Annotated in this window: 14 protein-coding genes and 1 pseudogene; 11 read left to right on the top strand and 4 right to left on the bottom strand. The window is 61.9% G+C overall.

What is annotated here, in order from left to right; genetic code table 11:
* Positions 1–142 precede the first annotated feature (142 nt).
* Together PZL22_RS10405 and PZL22_RS10400 are read left to right on the top strand one after the other, a co-directional pair.
* A complete protein-coding gene (locus PZL22_RS10405; RefSeq protein ID WP_324280307.1) occupies positions 143–307 on the top strand; it encodes a type II toxin-antitoxin system RelE/ParE family toxin in 165 nt (54 codons plus the stop codon).
* Positions 300–592 (top strand): annotated as a pseudogene (locus PZL22_RS10400) (addiction module antidote protein). Before PZL22_RS10405 ends, PZL22_RS10400 begins: the two are co-directional and overlap by 8 nt.
* Positions 593–667: 75 nt before the next feature.
* On the opposite strand, the gene PZL22_RS10395 reads toward PZL22_RS10400, so the two are convergent.
* Positions 668–946, bottom strand: a complete 279-nt coding sequence (locus PZL22_RS10395) for a BON domain-containing protein (RefSeq protein WP_003534126.1) — start codon at positions 944–946, stop codon at positions 668–670.
* A gap of 84 nt (positions 947–1030) precedes the next feature.
* Positions 1031–1942 carry an oxygen-dependent coproporphyrinogen oxidase gene (gene hemF / locus PZL22_RS10390; RefSeq protein WP_003534128.1) on the bottom strand — a complete coding sequence of 304 codons (912 nt, stop codon included), beginning with the start codon at positions 1940–1942 and terminating at the stop codon, positions 1031–1033.
* Positions 1943–2144: 202 nt separating this feature from the next.
* Between hemF and PZL22_RS10385 the strand changes: the two genes are divergently transcribed.
* Together PZL22_RS10385 and PZL22_RS10380 are read left to right on the top strand one after the other, a co-directional pair.
* Entirely contained in the window at positions 2145–2405 is a 261-nt protein-coding gene (locus PZL22_RS10385; protein ID WP_003534130.1) for a hypothetical protein, read from the top strand.
* Between the two features lie 140 nt (positions 2406–2545).
* The gene (locus PZL22_RS10380; RefSeq protein ID WP_003534132.1) at positions 2546–3733 is read left to right on the top strand and encodes an MFS transporter; all 1188 of its coding nucleotides are present in this window, start codon (positions 2546–2548) and stop codon (positions 3731–3733) included.
* On the opposite strand, the gene soxR is transcribed toward PZL22_RS10380, so the two are convergent.
* Complete coding sequence (gene soxR, locus PZL22_RS10375; RefSeq protein WP_003534134.1) at positions 3730–4215, bottom strand: redox-sensitive transcriptional activator SoxR; 486 nt, start codon at positions 4213–4215, stop codon at positions 3730–3732. The genes PZL22_RS10380 and soxR overlap by 4 nt on opposite strands.
* Before the next feature lie 78 nt (positions 4216–4293).
* On the opposite strand from soxR, the gene PZL22_RS10370 reads away from it, so the two are divergent.
* On the top strand, positions 4294–4866 hold the full coding sequence (locus PZL22_RS10370) for an NADPH-dependent FMN reductase (protein ID WP_033049110.1): 573 nt from the start codon (positions 4294–4296) through the stop codon (positions 4864–4866).
* Positions 4867–4918: 52 nt separating this feature from the next.
* On the opposite strand, the gene PZL22_RS10365 is transcribed toward PZL22_RS10370, so the two are convergent.
* A complete protein-coding gene (locus PZL22_RS10365; RefSeq protein WP_003534138.1) occupies positions 4919–5380 on the bottom strand; it encodes a tRNA (cytidine(34)-2'-O)-methyltransferase in 462 nt (153 codons plus the stop codon).
* 475 nt (positions 5381–5855) lie between these two features.
* On the opposite strand from PZL22_RS10365, the gene PZL22_RS10360 reads away from it, so the two are divergent.
* The 6 genes from PZL22_RS10360 (at position 5856) to PZL22_RS10335 (ending at position 14438) form a co-directional block, all read left to right on the top strand.
* Complete coding sequence (locus tag PZL22_RS10360; protein ID WP_284718639.1) at positions 5856–7709, top strand: ABC transporter ATP-binding protein; 1854 nt, start codon at positions 5856–5858, stop codon at positions 7707–7709.
* 59 nt (positions 7710–7768) lie between these two features.
* Entirely contained in the window at positions 7769–9691 is a 1923-nt protein-coding gene (locus PZL22_RS10355) for an ABC transporter ATP-binding protein (protein ID WP_080573547.1), read from the top strand.
* A gap of 314 nt (positions 9692–10005) precedes the next feature.
* Complete coding sequence (gene petA, locus PZL22_RS10350; RefSeq protein WP_003534144.1) at positions 10006–10584, top strand: ubiquinol-cytochrome c reductase iron-sulfur subunit; 579 nt, start codon at positions 10006–10008, stop codon at positions 10582–10584.
* Between the two features lie 14 nt (positions 10585–10598).
* Complete coding sequence (locus PZL22_RS10345) at positions 10599–11879, top strand: cytochrome b (protein WP_003534151.1); 1281 nt, start codon at positions 10599–10601, stop codon at positions 11877–11879.
* Between the two features lie 32 nt (positions 11880–11911).
* A complete protein-coding gene (locus tag PZL22_RS10340; protein WP_003534153.1) occupies positions 11912–12787 on the top strand; it encodes a cytochrome c1 in 876 nt (291 codons plus the stop codon).
* 454 nt (positions 12788–13241) lie between these two features.
* Positions 13242–14438 (top strand): IS256-like element ISRm5 family transposase, encoded by a 1197-nt coding sequence (locus tag PZL22_RS10335; RefSeq protein WP_284718509.1) that lies wholly within the window; start codon positions 13242–13244, stop codon positions 14436–14438.
* The last annotated feature ends 62 nt before the right edge of the window (positions 14439–14500 follow it).

The raw sequence follows: 14500 nt of genomic DNA, 5'->3' as shown, positions 1-14500 counted from the left end.
CCAGGAGCTATCGCCTCTGTCCCGCCTTGATAATTTGTATCTTATAAGATACGTTTCATATGATTAGAATGCTGCAGTCGGCCACGCGCTTGCTGCGTCTGGCGCAAGGGAATCCCGGCGACGTCTCGCCGGTGGGAGAAGTATCAGTGAACTGCGCATTCATCACGGCCCTGGGTATCGGGTTTATTTCCAGAAGCGCGGGGAACTGATCATTCTGCTCTTGTGTGCTGGGGACAAGGGCACACAGGATAGAGACATCGGAACGGCGAAAGAGATCGCCGCCCAATGGAGTGATATCGATGTCTGAAAAGTTTACCGAGTTTGACGTGTCAGATCTGCTCACCAGCGAAGGCGCCATTGAGGCTTTTCTGACCGAGGCAATGGAAACGGGGATGCGCAACATATCGCTTCCGCCCTCGGAGCGGTTGCTCGCGTCAAAGGGATGACCAAGATCGCCCGCGAGACTGGCCTTGCTCGTGAACACCTGTATCGCTCGCTTAGCGAGAACGGGAATCCGACACTCGAGACAACGCTTGCCGTGCTCAAAGCCTTCGGTTTTCACCTGATGCCGAAACGCGATGCGGCCGTCTGACGCTGGATGAAAGCCTGAACTGAATTTATTGTTCCTGATCTGAGATCAGCCGCTTTTCTGCAGGTGAAAGGCTGTTCAACCCCTCCCGACCTTCGCGAGTTCGATGCGATTGACCACCTCGGCGACCCCTTCGACCGATCGGGCCGCCTCTTCGGCGCGGGCGATCTCCTCTTCGGTCGCCACCGTACCTGCGAGCAGGATCGTACTGCCCGAGCCGGTCACCGTGACCTCTATGGCGTTGAGGCCGGGCGCGACCGCAAGACAATGAGCGACTCGGCGCTCGAGTTCGGCCGGATCTTCGGCAGGCAGCCTCTCGGGGTCACCGCCGAAGAATGTCCGTTTCTTGAAGACCATGCGTCGCTCCTTCTCTCCTGGAGAGGGAAACGCCGAGGCGGCGCATTTGTTCGCCGTCTCTAGGGTGGCCGAATAAGCTGCGATTCACGGCCAGCGTACGAGTGGGGGCAGGGAGGAGAGAATCGACTCCACATTGCCACCGGTCTTGAGACCGAAGATCGTGCCACGGTCGTAAAGAAGGTTGAACTCGACGTACCGGCCACGGCGCACGAGCTGCTCGTTTCGATCCTGCTCGGTCCAGGGCTTGTTGAAATTCGTCCGGACGATTCTCGGATAGACGAGTGCGAAGGCCTTGCCGACATCGCGCGTGAAGGCGAAATCCGCATCCCAGCCGCCGAGCTCCTCCGCAGAACGCAGCCAATCGTAGAAAATCCCGCCGGTGCCGCGCGGCTCGTTCCGGTGCTTCAGATAGAAATACTCGTCGCACCACTGCTTGAATTTTGCATGATCGGCGACGGGGTGCCGATTGCAGGCGATCTCCATGGCACGATGAAAGAGCACGGTATCCGGTTCGGTCATGATGCGCCGGCGGTCAAGGACGGGCGTGAGGTCCGCACCGCCGCCGAACCAGTTGCTGGTGGTCACGACCATGCGCGTGTTCATGTGCACGGCGGGGACATTGGGGTTGACCGGGTGGGCGATCAGCGAAATGCCCGATGCCCAGAAGCGCGGATCTTCGCTCGCGCCGGGTATCTGTTCGCGGAACTCCGGCGAGAACTCGCCGAAGACGGTGGAGGTGTGAACCCCCACTTTCTCGAAGACGCGTCCTTCCATCATGGACATGCGACCGCCGCCGCCGGCGCCTTCCTCGCGCAGCCAGTCCTTGGCGACGAACCGGCCTGCCGGACGATCCGACAGCGGACCCGTCAATTCGTCCTCTATCGCCTCGAAGGCGGCGCAGATCGTGTCGCGAAGGCTTTCGAACCAAGCCTTTGCCGCTGCCTTCTTGTCTTCGATGTCGGCCGGCAGGCCCTGTGGCAGTTGCGGTCTCTCCATGGGAATGCACTTCCGTTCGCGGATTTCCCTACTGAAAACCGCCGATTCGATGTCGCCGCCACAGTCCATATTTTCAGCTGCTTGGCAACGGTGCCACGGCGACAGCGACAGTCTACCGCAATCAAGGCCTCGGCGGAGGATCGGGACAAATGACTGGCAATAATGCGGCGCTCATCCTATCTTTTCGCCAGAGGTATGGCCCATGGCGAAGATACCCCCAGGACCGCCGCTGGACGGCTTGCGGCGCCAGATCGCCCGGCATCGCCGGGAGCATCCCACACGAAGAGACGGGCTTTTCGTGCGCGAGACGTTTCGGCTCGAGCGCGACGCCGCGCGGGCCAAGGCGCGGGAGTGGTTCGATACCTGGCCAAAGGCTGCCTATTGGACCGAAGTCGAGAGCTGGCGCCAGCTCGAAGGCGGCGAGATCGAGTTCACGATGCGCCGTCTCCCGAGCGCAGACTGATTGCGCCCAATCCCACCGCTGGCACCGACAGGCAAGAAAAATCTTCGGCGATCGATAATAGCGTGGCCAAGGTCATGGAGGCGCGCTAAACCATTTGGTGTCTCCCTCTCGCCATTGCGCGTACTCCCGAACCTGCCCCGATGCCCGTTCTCCGTTCCATCATCGTGCTCTCCATCACTCAGATCATCGCTTGGGGAGCGATGTTCATGTTCGTCTCGGTGACGGCGGCCGGAATGGCGGACGATCTTCTCCTGAGGCCCTCGGCAATCTATCTCGGCCCGACCGTCATGCTGGTCGCGATGGCCTTCTGCTCACCGTTGCTTGCGCCGGTCTACGCGCGCCACGGGGCGCGGCTCGTGCTCGCTTTCGGTTCTGCAGCCGCGGCTCCGGGGCTGTGGTTGCTGGCCGGCGCCGGAGGTCCGGTTTCCTATTTTGCGGCCTGGGGCATTCTTGGTCTGGCCGGAGCCGCAGCACTCACGACTTCGGCTCAGGTGTTCCTGACAGAGATCGCGGGCGAGGGCGCGCGTCGTGCCATCGGGGCGCAGATGCTCGCCATGGCGCTCGCGCCCACGATCGCCTGGCCGGTCACGACTTTCTGCGAGGCGGCTCTCGGCTGGCGCGGCACATTCGTCCTCTATGGCGCGGTCATGCTCCTCGTCTGCGCGCCCTTGCATTTTTTCGCCTTGCCCAGACGCGAGCCGCTGAAACGCAATCCCCGGGTCCCCAATTCGAATCAGTCTGCGTCGCCGGCTGCTGTTCGTCGCCAGTGGCGCGTCGTTGCCCTGATCACGGCGGCGGTCGCGCTCAACGGCTTTGTTACCTGGGGCTTTCAGCTCGTGGTGATCGATCTTTTCCGCAGCTTTGCCGTGCCCGGCTACCTGGCGGTCGGCTTCGGATCGGCCATCGGTTTCATCCAGCTCTCGGCGCGGCTTTTCGATTTCCTCGGCGGCAATCGCTGGGACGGTTTGACGACGGGCTTGGTAGCCGCGGCGATCATGCCGCCGGCACTGCTGGCGCTCGCGCTTGGCGAAGGGGCGGAATGGTCGATCGTTCTCTTCCTCGTGCTCTATGGCCTTTCAAGCGGCGCCATGTCCGTCAGCCGGGCGACGATGCCGCTCGTCTTCTTTTCCTCTACGGAATATGGGGCGGTGGTGGCGCGCCTCGGCCTGCCGCTCAACCTCGCTTTCGCGGCGGCCCCGCCGTTCTTCTCCTTCCTGCTTGGCGAGGCGGGCAACAGGTGGACGCTGGCGTTCGCGCTTCTCTGCTCCCTCGGTGCATTGACCAGCATGGCTCTGCTCTCCCGTATGAGGCCTGCGAAGCCGGGTTAGCTCGCCTCATGCTCCGTCCCGTCGGCGGGATCGATGAGGCGCGGCCCCGTTCCTTCGGAGGCAAGAACGTCCCATGGATTGCGCAAGGGACAGTCGCGCATCGACAGGCAACCGCAGCCGATGCAGCCTGTGAGCTGATCGCGCAGCGCGGTCAGGTTGGCGATCCGCTCATCGAGCTGCTGCCGCCAGGTCTTCGAGAGCCGTCCCCAGTCTTCGACCGTCAGCGGCCGGTCGTCGGGGAGCACCGACAGGGCCGACTGGATCTCGGCAAGCGGGATACCCGTACGCTGGGCAACCTTGATCACGGCCACCCGCCTCAGCACGGAACGCGGGTAGCGCCGCTGATTGCCCCGGCTGCGATTGCTGCGGATGAGGCCCTTGGTCTCGTAGAAATGAAGCGTCGACACCGCGAGGCCGCTGCGTTCGGCCACTTCGCCGACCGTCAGCTCGCGCTTGATATCATTGGGCTTATCTTTTTTCACGGCTGCTATTGACCTCAACTATAGTTGAGGTTCTATAGCATGAGCTCCTTGCAACCGACAACATGGAGCCGACACAGCATGACTGAGAAGATGACCCTTGCCTTGATCTACGGCAGCGCACGGCAGGGCCGTTTCTGCGATACGGTCGCCAGCTGGCTCATTCGTGAGCTCGAGACATCCGACGTGTTCAGCCTGACGATCATCGATCCCGTCAGAATGAAAAGCGCTCGCGGCGACAAATCCGCCGGACCAGCCGAGTGGATGGAACGGAAGGTCGCCGAAGCGGACGCATTCATCGTCATCACTCCGGAATACAACCACGGCTACCCGGCGGCGCTGAAGGAGATGATCGATGCGGTCTATGAGCCCTGGCACGCAAAACCGGTTGCCTTCGTTTCCTATGGCGGCGCATCGGGCGGCATAAGAGCCGTCGAGCAATTGCGGCAAGTATTCGGCGAATTGCATGCCGTCACCCTGCGCGACGGCATCTCCATCGCCAAGGCCTGGTCGAAGTTCGATGCGGCGGGAAATCTCTACAAACCGGAAGAGATGCGAGCGCCGCTGTTCCTGATGATCGACCGGCTGACCTGGTGGGCGCGCACGCTGAAATACGCGCGCAAGGCGACCCCTTATAACGAGATCGCCGCATGAGCGCCGTCAGGATCGCCGGACTCCCGTACCGTTGATGGCCGCCCGTTTCGGCTCAGAAAGCACCGGTCTGCCGCAGCGCTTCCCCGGCGATCATGGCGGCTGCCATGGCGATGTTGAGCGAACGCTGGCCGGGCGCCATCGGTATGAGGATGCGCGCGTCGGCCCGCTCGTGGACGTGATCGGGAACCCCGGCGCTTTCCCTGCCGAAGAGAAGGACGTCGTCCGGCCGGAAGCTGAACCGCGTGTAGGGAGCGGCCGCCTTGGTGGAGGCGAGCACGAGGCGTCTGCCGGTGCTCGACCGCCATGTTTCGAAACGCTCCCAGCTGACGTGCCGCGTCATGGTTACCGCCGCGATATAGTCCATTCCCGCACGCTTGAGATTGCGGTCCGAAAGATCGAAACCGGCCGGCTCGATGATGTCGACCGAAAGACCGAGGCAGGCGGCGAGCCGCAGGATCGTTCCGGTATTGCCAGGAATGTCAGGCTGGTAGAGGGCGATGCGGAGGTCGTTCATGCGCTTGCCGAAAGATTGGATCGTGGGAGTGATTGTGATGACCGTCTATGCCACCGATCGGCCTCACGATCCATGGTCGGGTGTGCTCCGACACGGTTCATTCGGGGGCGCTGCTTTTGCCGCCGCTAATTTGTGCCGTATTGGCAACAGACCACCGGCCGGTGAAAAAATGGGCAAGAAAATGCCTGCGACAATCTGGCATGGCGGCGCGAATGAGGATAAAGCTCAGTCCTCTTCAACGCGAACCGAAGGAGGCATGCATGACTGTTCTGATGTTGACGCGCCTCCCACGAGTAGCACGGCCTTTCCTGGCCTGACCGGTTCCGCGCCTCTGCTTCTTTCGACCGAGCGATGCGCGCTCCGGTTTATCCGGAGGTCATGGTCCGCTCGCGGGCGTCATTTCCGGGTTGCATTTTTCAAGATAAAGAATGCGGGGCGACCCGCTTTCCTTCAAGATATCTGAAGGGGCTAGACAATGTTCGGCTGGTTTGAATCCCGCCTCGATCCTTATCCGACGGAGGACCCGACGCTTCCGCCGAAGGGTCTCTTTGCCTTTTGCTGGCACTACACCAAGCCCGCGGCTCCGTGGCTCTTGATCATGTCGATCTGCACCATGCTGATCGCGATCGGAGAAGTGGCCCTGTTCCAGTTCCTGGGCAATGTGGTCGATTGGCTGTCCACCGCCGATCGCGAAACCTTTCTTGCGACCGAGGGCGGCAGGCTCGCCTGGATGGCAGCGCTGATCCTCATCGGCCTCCCGGGGCTGGTGGCGCTCGACTCCTTCGTGATGCATCAGGTGTTGCTCGGCAACTATCCGATGATCGCGCGTTGGCAGATGCATCGCTATCTGCTGAGGCAGAGCATGACGTTCTTCGCCAACGAATTTGCCGGGCGGGTGGCGACGAAGGTCATGCAGACGTCGCTTGCCGTCCGTGAAACGGTGATGAAGATCCTCGACGTCTTCGTCTATGTGGTGAGTTATTTTGCGACGATGTTGATTGTCGTGGCGGCCGCTGATTGGCGCCTCGTGATGCCGCTCGGGTTGTGGCTCGTCATCTATATCGTGATCGTCACCTATTTCGTTCCGCGGCTGCAGAGGATCTCCAAGGAACAGGCCGACGCGCGCTCGATGATGACCGGCCGCATCGTCGACAGCTACACCAACATAGGCACGGTCAAGCTCTTCTCCCATGCAGGGCGGGAGGAGACATACGCCCGCGCGGGCATGGACGAATTCCTGGGCACTGTTTACCGGCAGATGCGGAAGGTTACGCTCTTCCACATATTCGTCTACGCAAACAACTGTATCGCCCTTTTCTCTGTCGGCGCTCTCGGAATCTATCTGTGGCTGACGAGCGGAATCTCCATCGGCGCGATCGCCGTCGCGATCGGTCTTGCCATGCGTGTCAACGGCATGTCGCAATGGATCATGTGGGAAGTTTCGGCGCTGTTCGAGAATATCGGCACGGTCTATGACGGCATGGGCATGATGACCAAGGCGCATGACATCGTCGACAAGCCGACTGCCGTGACGCTCAAAGCCGACCAGGGTGCGATCAGCTTCGAGGGCATCCGCTTTCACTACGGTAAGTCCAAGGGAGTCATAGACCGGCTGTCGCTGGATATCCGGCCCGGGGAGAAGATCGGTCTGGTCGGCCGCTCCGGCGCCGGCAAGACGACCTTGATGAACCTGCTTCTGCGCTTCTACGATCTGGAATCCGGCGCGATCCGGATCGACGGCGTGGACATCTCGACGGTCACGCAGGACAGCCTGCGTTCACAGATCGGCGTCGTGACGCAGGACACGTCGCTCCTGCATCGCTCCATTCGCGACAACATCGCCTATGGGCATCCGCAGGCAAGCGACGACGACATCATTGCCGCCGCGAAAAAGGCGAATGCCTGGGACTTCATCCAGACGCTCGAAGACAACATGGGCAGGCGAGGGCTCGACGCTCAGGTCGGCGAACGCGGCGTCAAGCTTTCGGGCGGCCAGCGGCAGAGGATTGCGATCGCCCGCGTTTTCCTGAAGGACGCACCGATCCTCATCCTCGACGAAGCGACCTCTGCGCTCGACTCGGAGGTAGAGGCAGCGATTCAGGAAAATCTCTTCGCGCTGATGTCCGGCAAGACGGTGATTGCCATCGCCCACCGCCTGTCCACGCTGACGGAGATGGATCGCCTGGTCATCCTCGAAGCCGGCCGGATCGTCGAGACCGGTTCTCACAGCGAACTCGTCGCCAGGCGCGGCATCTATGCCGATCTCTGGTCTCGCCAGTCCGGCGGCTTCATCGCCGACGAGGTCGAAAAGGAGGAGGCGGCGGAGTAATCCGCGGCCTCCCGCGCCTCAGCGGGCCGAGTCCAGCGGTCCGGAGTTACGCAATTGTAATGGGCGCGACAGCGAAAACGGATTGCCCGGATTTCAGAACCGCCTATATCGGAACAATGCTGCGCGCCATCGTCAAGATTTTCGAGAACTGGATTGACCCCTTTGCGCCGCGCGAGCGGTTGCAGCCGCCGCGATCGCTCTGGGGTTTTGCCTGGTTTTACGCCAGCCAGGCGAAAGGTCCTTTTTTCGCCATGGCCGTTCTCGGCGGGCTGGTGGCAATGCTGGAAGCCGGCCTGTTCTATTTCGTCGGCCGGCTTGTCGATGTGCTCGATACGATCCGGCCGGAGGACGGCTGGCAAGGGTTGATTTCGACCAACGGGCCGGAACTGCTCTTCATGCTGCTGACGGTCCTGGTGTTCCGCTTCGTTGCGGTGACGCTTGCCGCACTCGTGGAGGAGCAGTCGATCATCACGGGCTTCCTCAACCTGGTGCGCTGGCAATCCTATGTCCATGTCGCGCGGCAGTCGCTTGCCTTTTTTCAGAACGACTTTTCCGGGCGGATCGTTACCAAGGTCTGGACCGGCGCACAGGCGACGAGCGACCTGATCGTCTCGCTGCTGCAGGTGGTCTGGTTCATCGTCATCTACACGGCTTCGACCATGGCGCTGATCGCCCAGTTGGACTGGCGGTTGGCGGCGATGGTCGCCTTCTGGATCGTGATCTTCCTGGTGCTCGCCCGCTATTTCGTCCCGCGTGTACGAAAGCATGCCCGCGACACGGCGGAGATGGCGTCGATGCTGAACGGCCGCATGGTCGATGCCTATGCGAACATCCAGACGCTGAAGCTCTTCGGCAGTGACGAGGAGAACGATCGTTACATTCGGGGGGGATTCCACCGGTTCCAGGGAGCAGTCATCCCTTTCACGCGCCTGCTGACGGGGGTGAGGGCATCGCTCGCGCTTTTGTCCGGCATGATGATCGCGGCGATCGCGGTCTACGCGGTTCACTTGTGGCTGGCGGGCGCGGTCAGTTCCGGCGCCGTCGCGTTCACCCTGGCGCTGGTCCTGCGCCTCAACATGCTGCTCGGGCGGATGATGTCGCAATTCAATGCGATCATGCGCAATATCGGTACGATCCAGAATTCGGCCGAGCTGGTATCGCAGCCGATCGGGCTGACCGACCGGCCCGGCGCACCGGAACTGCAGGTCAGCCGTCCGGAAATCCGCTTCGAACATGTGACGTTTCACTACGGCAGGGGCGGCGGGGTCATCGACGACTTTTCCCTCACCATCCGCCCGGGCGAGAAAGTCGGCATCGTCGGCCGTTCGGGTGCCGGCAAGTCGACCCTCGTCAATCTGCTGTTGCGCTTCTACGATCTCGAAGCCGGGCGGATCCTCATCGACGGACAGGACATCGCCGCCGTCCGGCAGGAATCGCTGCGCAGCCAGATCGGCATGGTCAGCCAGGACACGTCGCTCCTGCACCGATCGATCCGCGACAATATCCTCTTCGGACGACCGGGGGCGGGCGAGGAGCAGTTGATCGAGGCGGCGCGCAAGGCGGAAGCCTATGACTTCATCGTCGATCTGCAGGATCAGCGCGGCCGTAGAGGCTTCGATGCACATGTGGGCGAGCGCGGAGTCAAGCTTTCCGGCGGCCAGCGCCAGCGCATCGCGATCGCCCGGGTCATGCTCAAGGATGCGCCGATTCTCGTGCTGGACGAGGCGACTTCGGCGCTCGATTCGGAAGTGGAAGCGGCGATCCAGTCCAATCTGGAGCGGCTGATGCAGGGCAAGACGGTGCTGGCCATCGCGCATCGGTTATCGACGATCGCGGCGCTCGACCGGCTCGTCGTCATGGACAGGGGCCGTATCGTCGAGGACGGCACGCATGCCGAACTGATCGCCAATGGTGGTCTCTACGCCGATCTCTGGTCGCGCCAGTCGGGCGGTTTCATCGCGCGCGAAGAGGCCGCGGAATAGGGCGCTCCGCGGTGCGGCTATAACCCGTCAAGTCCTTGTGCCAATTGGTCGCGCCTTTCCCCGCGACAATCTGCCCGCGGCCCCTTGTCAAGGCTGGACATAATCTGCGATCAGGCATAGAACGCGCCGGATTGATGGGGAATCTGCGTGCAGAATTTTTCCCGGATTCTGACATCCGATCCGTGGCTTGCCTCAAGGGGCCGGATGGGGTGCCAGCGTTTGACGGGGCGTGATTCCAGGCTCGGGACGGGGCAGGAAGCGCGCCGGGGGCGGATGCGGTTTCCGCAACATTTGCGTGAGAGGATGTTTTAGCCGTGAGCGAACACGAGACTTCAAGCGAGACCATGGGCGAGCCCACTCGCCGCGATTTCCTATACCTGGCTACCGGTATGGCCGGCGTCGTCGGCGCCGGTGCGGCGGCATGGCCGTTCATCGACCAAATGCGTCCGGACGCATCCACGCTGGCGCTTGCTTCGATCGAAGTCGACGTTTCGAGCTTGCAGCCGGGCATGTCGCTGACGGCGAAGTGGCGCGGCAGACCGGTCTTCATCCGCAACCGCACCGATAAGGAAGTGGAAGAGGCCAAGGCCGTCGCACTCGAAGAATTGAAGGATCCGGTGGCCCGCAACGCCAACCTTCCGGCCGATGCCGAGGCAAGCGATCTCGATCGTTCCGCCGGCGAAGGCAAGGAAAACTGGATCATCATGGTGGGTGTCTGCACCCATCTCGGTTGCGTGCCGCTCGGTCAGGCGGGCGACTTCGGCGGCTGGTTCTGTCCCTGCCACGGCTCGCACTACGACACGGCCGGCCGTATCCGCAAAGGCCCGGCACCGGAAAACCTCGCCGTGCCGACCTTCTCGTTCGTTTCCGACACAGTCATCAAGATCGGTTGAGGGGACTACTGATAATGAGTGCTGATCATTCAACCTACACGCCAACGACGGGCATCGAGAAGTGGGTTGACTCCCGTCTTCCTCTGCCCCGGCTCGTTCACGACTCGTTCGTCTCCTATCCGGTTCCGCGCAACCTGAACTATGCTTACACCTTCGGTGCGATGCTCTCGGTGATGCTGATCGTGCAGATCCTCACCGGCATCGTCCTGGCCATGCATTATGCCGCAGAAACGAGCGTCGCCTTCAATTCGGTCGAGAAGATCATGCGCGACGTCAATCACGGTTGGCTGCTGCGTTACCTGCACGCCAATGGCGCGTCGTTCTTCTTCATCGCGGTCTACCTGCATATCGCCCGCGGCCTCTATTACGGCTCCTACAAGGCGCCGCGAGAGATCCTCTGGATCCTCGGCGTGGTCATCTATCTCCTGATGATGGCGACCGGCTTCATGGGCTACGTGCTGCCCTGGGGACAGATGTCCTTCTGGGGTGCAACCGTCATCACCGGCTTCTTCTCGGCCTTCCCGCTGGTAGGCGAGTGGATCCAGCAGTTCCTGCTCGGCGGCTTCGCCGTCGACCAGCCGACGCTGAACCGCTTCTTCTCGCTGCACTACCTTCTGCCCTTCATGATCGCCGGCGTCGTCGTCCTGCACATCTGGGCGCTGCACGTTACCGGCCAGACCAACCCGACCGGGGTAGAGGTCAAGTCCAAGTCCGACACCGTGCCCTTCACGCCCTATGCGACGCTGAAGGATGCGCTCGGCGTATCGGTCTTCCTGATCGTTTATGCCTGGTTCGTCTTCTACATGCCGAACTTCCTCGGACACCCGGACAACTATATTCCGGCGGACGCGCTGAAGACCCCTGCTCATATCGTTCCGGAATGGTACTACCTGCCGTTCTACGCGATGCTGCGCGCGATCACCTTCAACGTCGGCCCGATCGACTCCAAGCTCGGCGGCGTTCTGGTCATGTTCGGCTCGATCCTGATCCTGTTCTTCCTGCCCTGGCTCGATACGTCGAAGGTCCGGTCGGCCGTCTACCGCCCGTGGTACAAGCTGTTCTTCTGGATCTTCGTTGCTGACTGCATCCTGCTCGGCTGGCTGGGTTCGCGCCCGGCGGAAGGCCTCTATGTCGTGATGTCGCAGCTCGGCACGTTGTACTACTTCGCCTTCTTCCTCGTCATCATGCCGATCCTCGGTCTGATCGAGACGCCGAAGCGCATTCCGAACTCCATCACCGAAGCGGTGCTGGAAAAACAGAATGCCAAGGCGCAGTTGAAGCCCGCACGCGCCTGACCGGAACAGCGATCGATAAGGAATCCACAACAATGAAAAAGCTTGTTACAGGCATTCTGTCACTCGCTGTCGTCGCCGGTCTCGGTTTGGGGGCGGCATTGGCCCAGGGAGAGGAAGAGGGCGGCGAAGAGCACGCTGCCGGCGCCACGCCTCACTATCCGATCCACAAGCCGGAACAGCAGGACTGGACCTTTGCCGGCCTCTTCGGCCACTACGACAAGGGGCAGCTGCAGCGCGGCCTGAAGGTCTACACCGAGGTCTGTTCGGCCTGCCACTCGATGGAGCTCGTCTCCTTCCGCACGCTCGAGGACCTCGGTTACTCCGAAGCACAGGTGAAGGCCTTCGCAGCGAACTATGAAGTCGAGGACGGTCCGAACGCGGATGGCGAGATGTTCACACGCAAAGCCGTTCCGTCCGATCACTTCCCGCCACCCTTCCCGAACAAGGAAGCGGCGGCTGCATCGAACAACGGCGCGGCACCGCCGGACTTTTCGCTGATCGCGAAGGCACGCGGCATCGAACGCGGCTTCCCGCAATTCGTCTTCGACATGTTCTGGCCCTACCAGGAAGGCGGTCCCGACTACATCCATGCGCTTCTGACCGGCTATCAGGATCCGCCGGCGGGCGTGGAAGTGGCCGAGGGCACGCACTACAACCCGTATTTCGCCAGCGCCGCGGCACTGGCGATGGCACCGCCGATCTCCGACGACCAGGTCACCTATGACGACGGCGCCCCCCAGACCGTCGACCAGTACGCCAAGGACGTCTCCGCGTTCCTGATGTGGGCTGCCGAGCCGCACCTGGAAGATCGCAAGCGCACCGGCTTCATGGTCATGGTGTTCCTGCTCATCTTCACCGGCCTCATCTACCTGACGAAGAAGTCGGTCTACGCGAACAAGGAACATTGATCCGTTTGCTGGTCAGCAGGCGCGATTGACAGGAAGCCTCGGTTTTTACCGGGGCTTTTTTGTTGCGGGGCAGCCGATCGTTCGAGCAGTGCGTTTGCCGCCGCCCCTCATCCGCCTGCCGGCACCTTCTCCCCATTTCATGGCTACGGCATGCACATATCTCTTGCGGTCCGGTGCGGCGGATACTGCTCATGAAAGGATCCCTCGGGAACCCAACCGCCTCAACCCCGCTCGGTCGGGGTTGCCCCTCAACCGGCTGCCGCCACCTTCTCCCCGCAGGCGGGGAGAAGGGATATGCCGCGCCCGCTCGCTCCCTCGGGCGGGCGGTGAATGCGGGGTTCAGTTGGCGCCGCTTGTCGGTAGTGTGCTGAAGGTTCTGCAAATTCACTGAGAGAGGCGGTCATGGCAGGCTGGTGATGTTGACGTCACCTGATTCCCTGGAAGGAACGCCACCATGACCAAGACTGAAGGTAGGACAGCCAGCGCCGCCGTCAAAGACATTTTGCTTTCGAACCCCGATGGGCTGCGCGAGGTGATCCGCACGGTGATGCAGGAGGTGCTGGAAGCGGAGATGGACGAGGCGCTGGGAGCTGCGAAAGGCGAGCGCACGCCGGAGCGGCTCGGCTACCGTTCGGGCCACTATGGCCGCACGCTGATCACGCGGGTGGGCAAGCTCGAGCTGCGGGTGCCGCAGGATCGCTCGGGGCACTTCTCCACCGAATTGTTCGAACGCTATCAGCGCTCCGAGCGGGCGCTGGTGGCAACCTTGGCGGAGATGTATGTGCAAGGGGTGTCGACGCGGAAGGTCAAGGCGATCACCGAGGAGCTGTGCGGCCATGCCTTCTCGGCGTCATCGATCTCGGCGATCAACAAGCGGCTGGACGAGAGCCTGAAGGCCTTTGCCGAGCGCTCGCTTCAAGAGCCGTTTGCCTACCTGGTTCTCGATGCCCGTTATGAGAAGGTGCGCGAGGCCGGTGTGGTGATGAGCCAGGCGGTGTTGATCGCTGTCGGCATCGACTGGGACGGACGGCGGCAGATCCTGTCGGTCGAGATGGCCGGCCGTGAAAGCCGTTGCGCCTGGAAGGACTTCCTCGTCAGGCTGAAAGGGCGCGGTTTGAAGGGCGTCGAACTGGTGGTCTCCGACGACCATGCCGGTCTCGTCGCGGCAATTGGCGAGGTGATCCCGGAAGCTGCCTGGCAGCGCTGTTACGTGCATTTCCTCAGGAACGCCCTCGATCACCTGCCGCGCAAACATGGCGACGATTGCCTGCAGGAGCTTCGATGGCTCTATGATCGCCGCGACCTTGATGAGGCGAAGGCCGATCTCGCCGCGTGGCTGGGAAAATGGTCGGTCCGCTATCCGCGCCTGACCTCCTGGGTTGAGGAAACCATCGAGCAGACGCTGACCTTCTTTCGTCTGCCGCGCCAGCATCACAAGCACCTCAAGAGCACCAACATGCTGGAACGCCTCAACGAGGAAATCCGCCGCAGAACCTACGTCGTGCGCATCTTTCCCAACACCGAGAGCTGCCTACGCCTCGTCCGCGCGCTCGCCGTCGAAACCCACGAAAACTGGATGGAGGCCAATCGCTACATCAACATGGACGACCTGCGAGAGCACAAGAAACTCGCACTCCGTCAAGCCGCATGACCAGCACGCATGACCGCCCAATTTTGCAGAACTTGACGCACACAACCCGCTTGTCCCTTCTC

This window comes from Ensifer meliloti, assembly GCF_030064585.1.
Lineage (GTDB): Bacteria > Pseudomonadota > Alphaproteobacteria > Rhizobiales > Rhizobiaceae > Sinorhizobium > Sinorhizobium meliloti.
This window is presented reverse-complemented; position numbering and strand designations above follow the sequence as displayed.

What these genes read in the sequence shown, in the direction of transcription:
- PZL22_RS10380 (WP_003534132.1), top strand. Translation starts at nt 2,546, where the DNA reads ATGCCCGTTCTCCGTTCCATCATCGTGCTCTCCATCACTCAGATCATC.
- PZL22_RS10385 (WP_003534130.1), top strand. Translation starts at nt 2,145, where the DNA reads ATGGCGAAGATACCCCCAGGACCGCCGCTGGACGGCTTGCGGCGCCAG.
- PZL22_RS10360 (WP_284718639.1), top strand. Translation starts at nt 5,856, where the DNA reads ATGTTCGGCTGGTTTGAATCCCGCCTCGATCCTTATCCGACGGAGGAC.
- hemF (WP_003534128.1), bottom strand. Translation starts at nt 1,942, where the DNA reads ATGGAGAGACCGCAACTGCCACAGGGCCTGCCGGCCGACATCGAAGAC.
- PZL22_RS10365 (WP_003534138.1), bottom strand. Translation starts at nt 5,380, where the DNA reads ATGAACGACCTCCGCATCGCCCTCTACCAGCCTGACATTCCTGGCAAT.
- PZL22_RS10395 (WP_003534126.1), bottom strand. Translation starts at nt 946, where the DNA reads ATGGTCTTCAAGAAACGGACATTCTTCGGCGGTGACCCCGAGAGGCTG.
- PZL22_RS10335 (WP_284718509.1), top strand. Translation starts at nt 13,242, where the DNA reads ATGACCAAGACTGAAGGTAGGACAGCCAGCGCCGCCGTCAAAGACATT.
- PZL22_RS10340 (WP_003534153.1), top strand. Translation starts at nt 11,912, where the DNA reads ATGAAAAAGCTTGTTACAGGCATTCTGTCACTCGCTGTCGTCGCCGGT.
- PZL22_RS10345 (WP_003534151.1), top strand. Translation starts at nt 10,599, where the DNA reads ATGAGTGCTGATCATTCAACCTACACGCCAACGACGGGCATCGAGAAG.
- PZL22_RS10370 (WP_033049110.1), top strand. Translation starts at nt 4,294, where the DNA reads ATGACTGAGAAGATGACCCTTGCCTTGATCTACGGCAGCGCACGGCAG.
- PZL22_RS10355 (WP_080573547.1), top strand. Translation starts at nt 7,769, where the DNA reads ATGGGCGCGACAGCGAAAACGGATTGCCCGGATTTCAGAACCGCCTAT.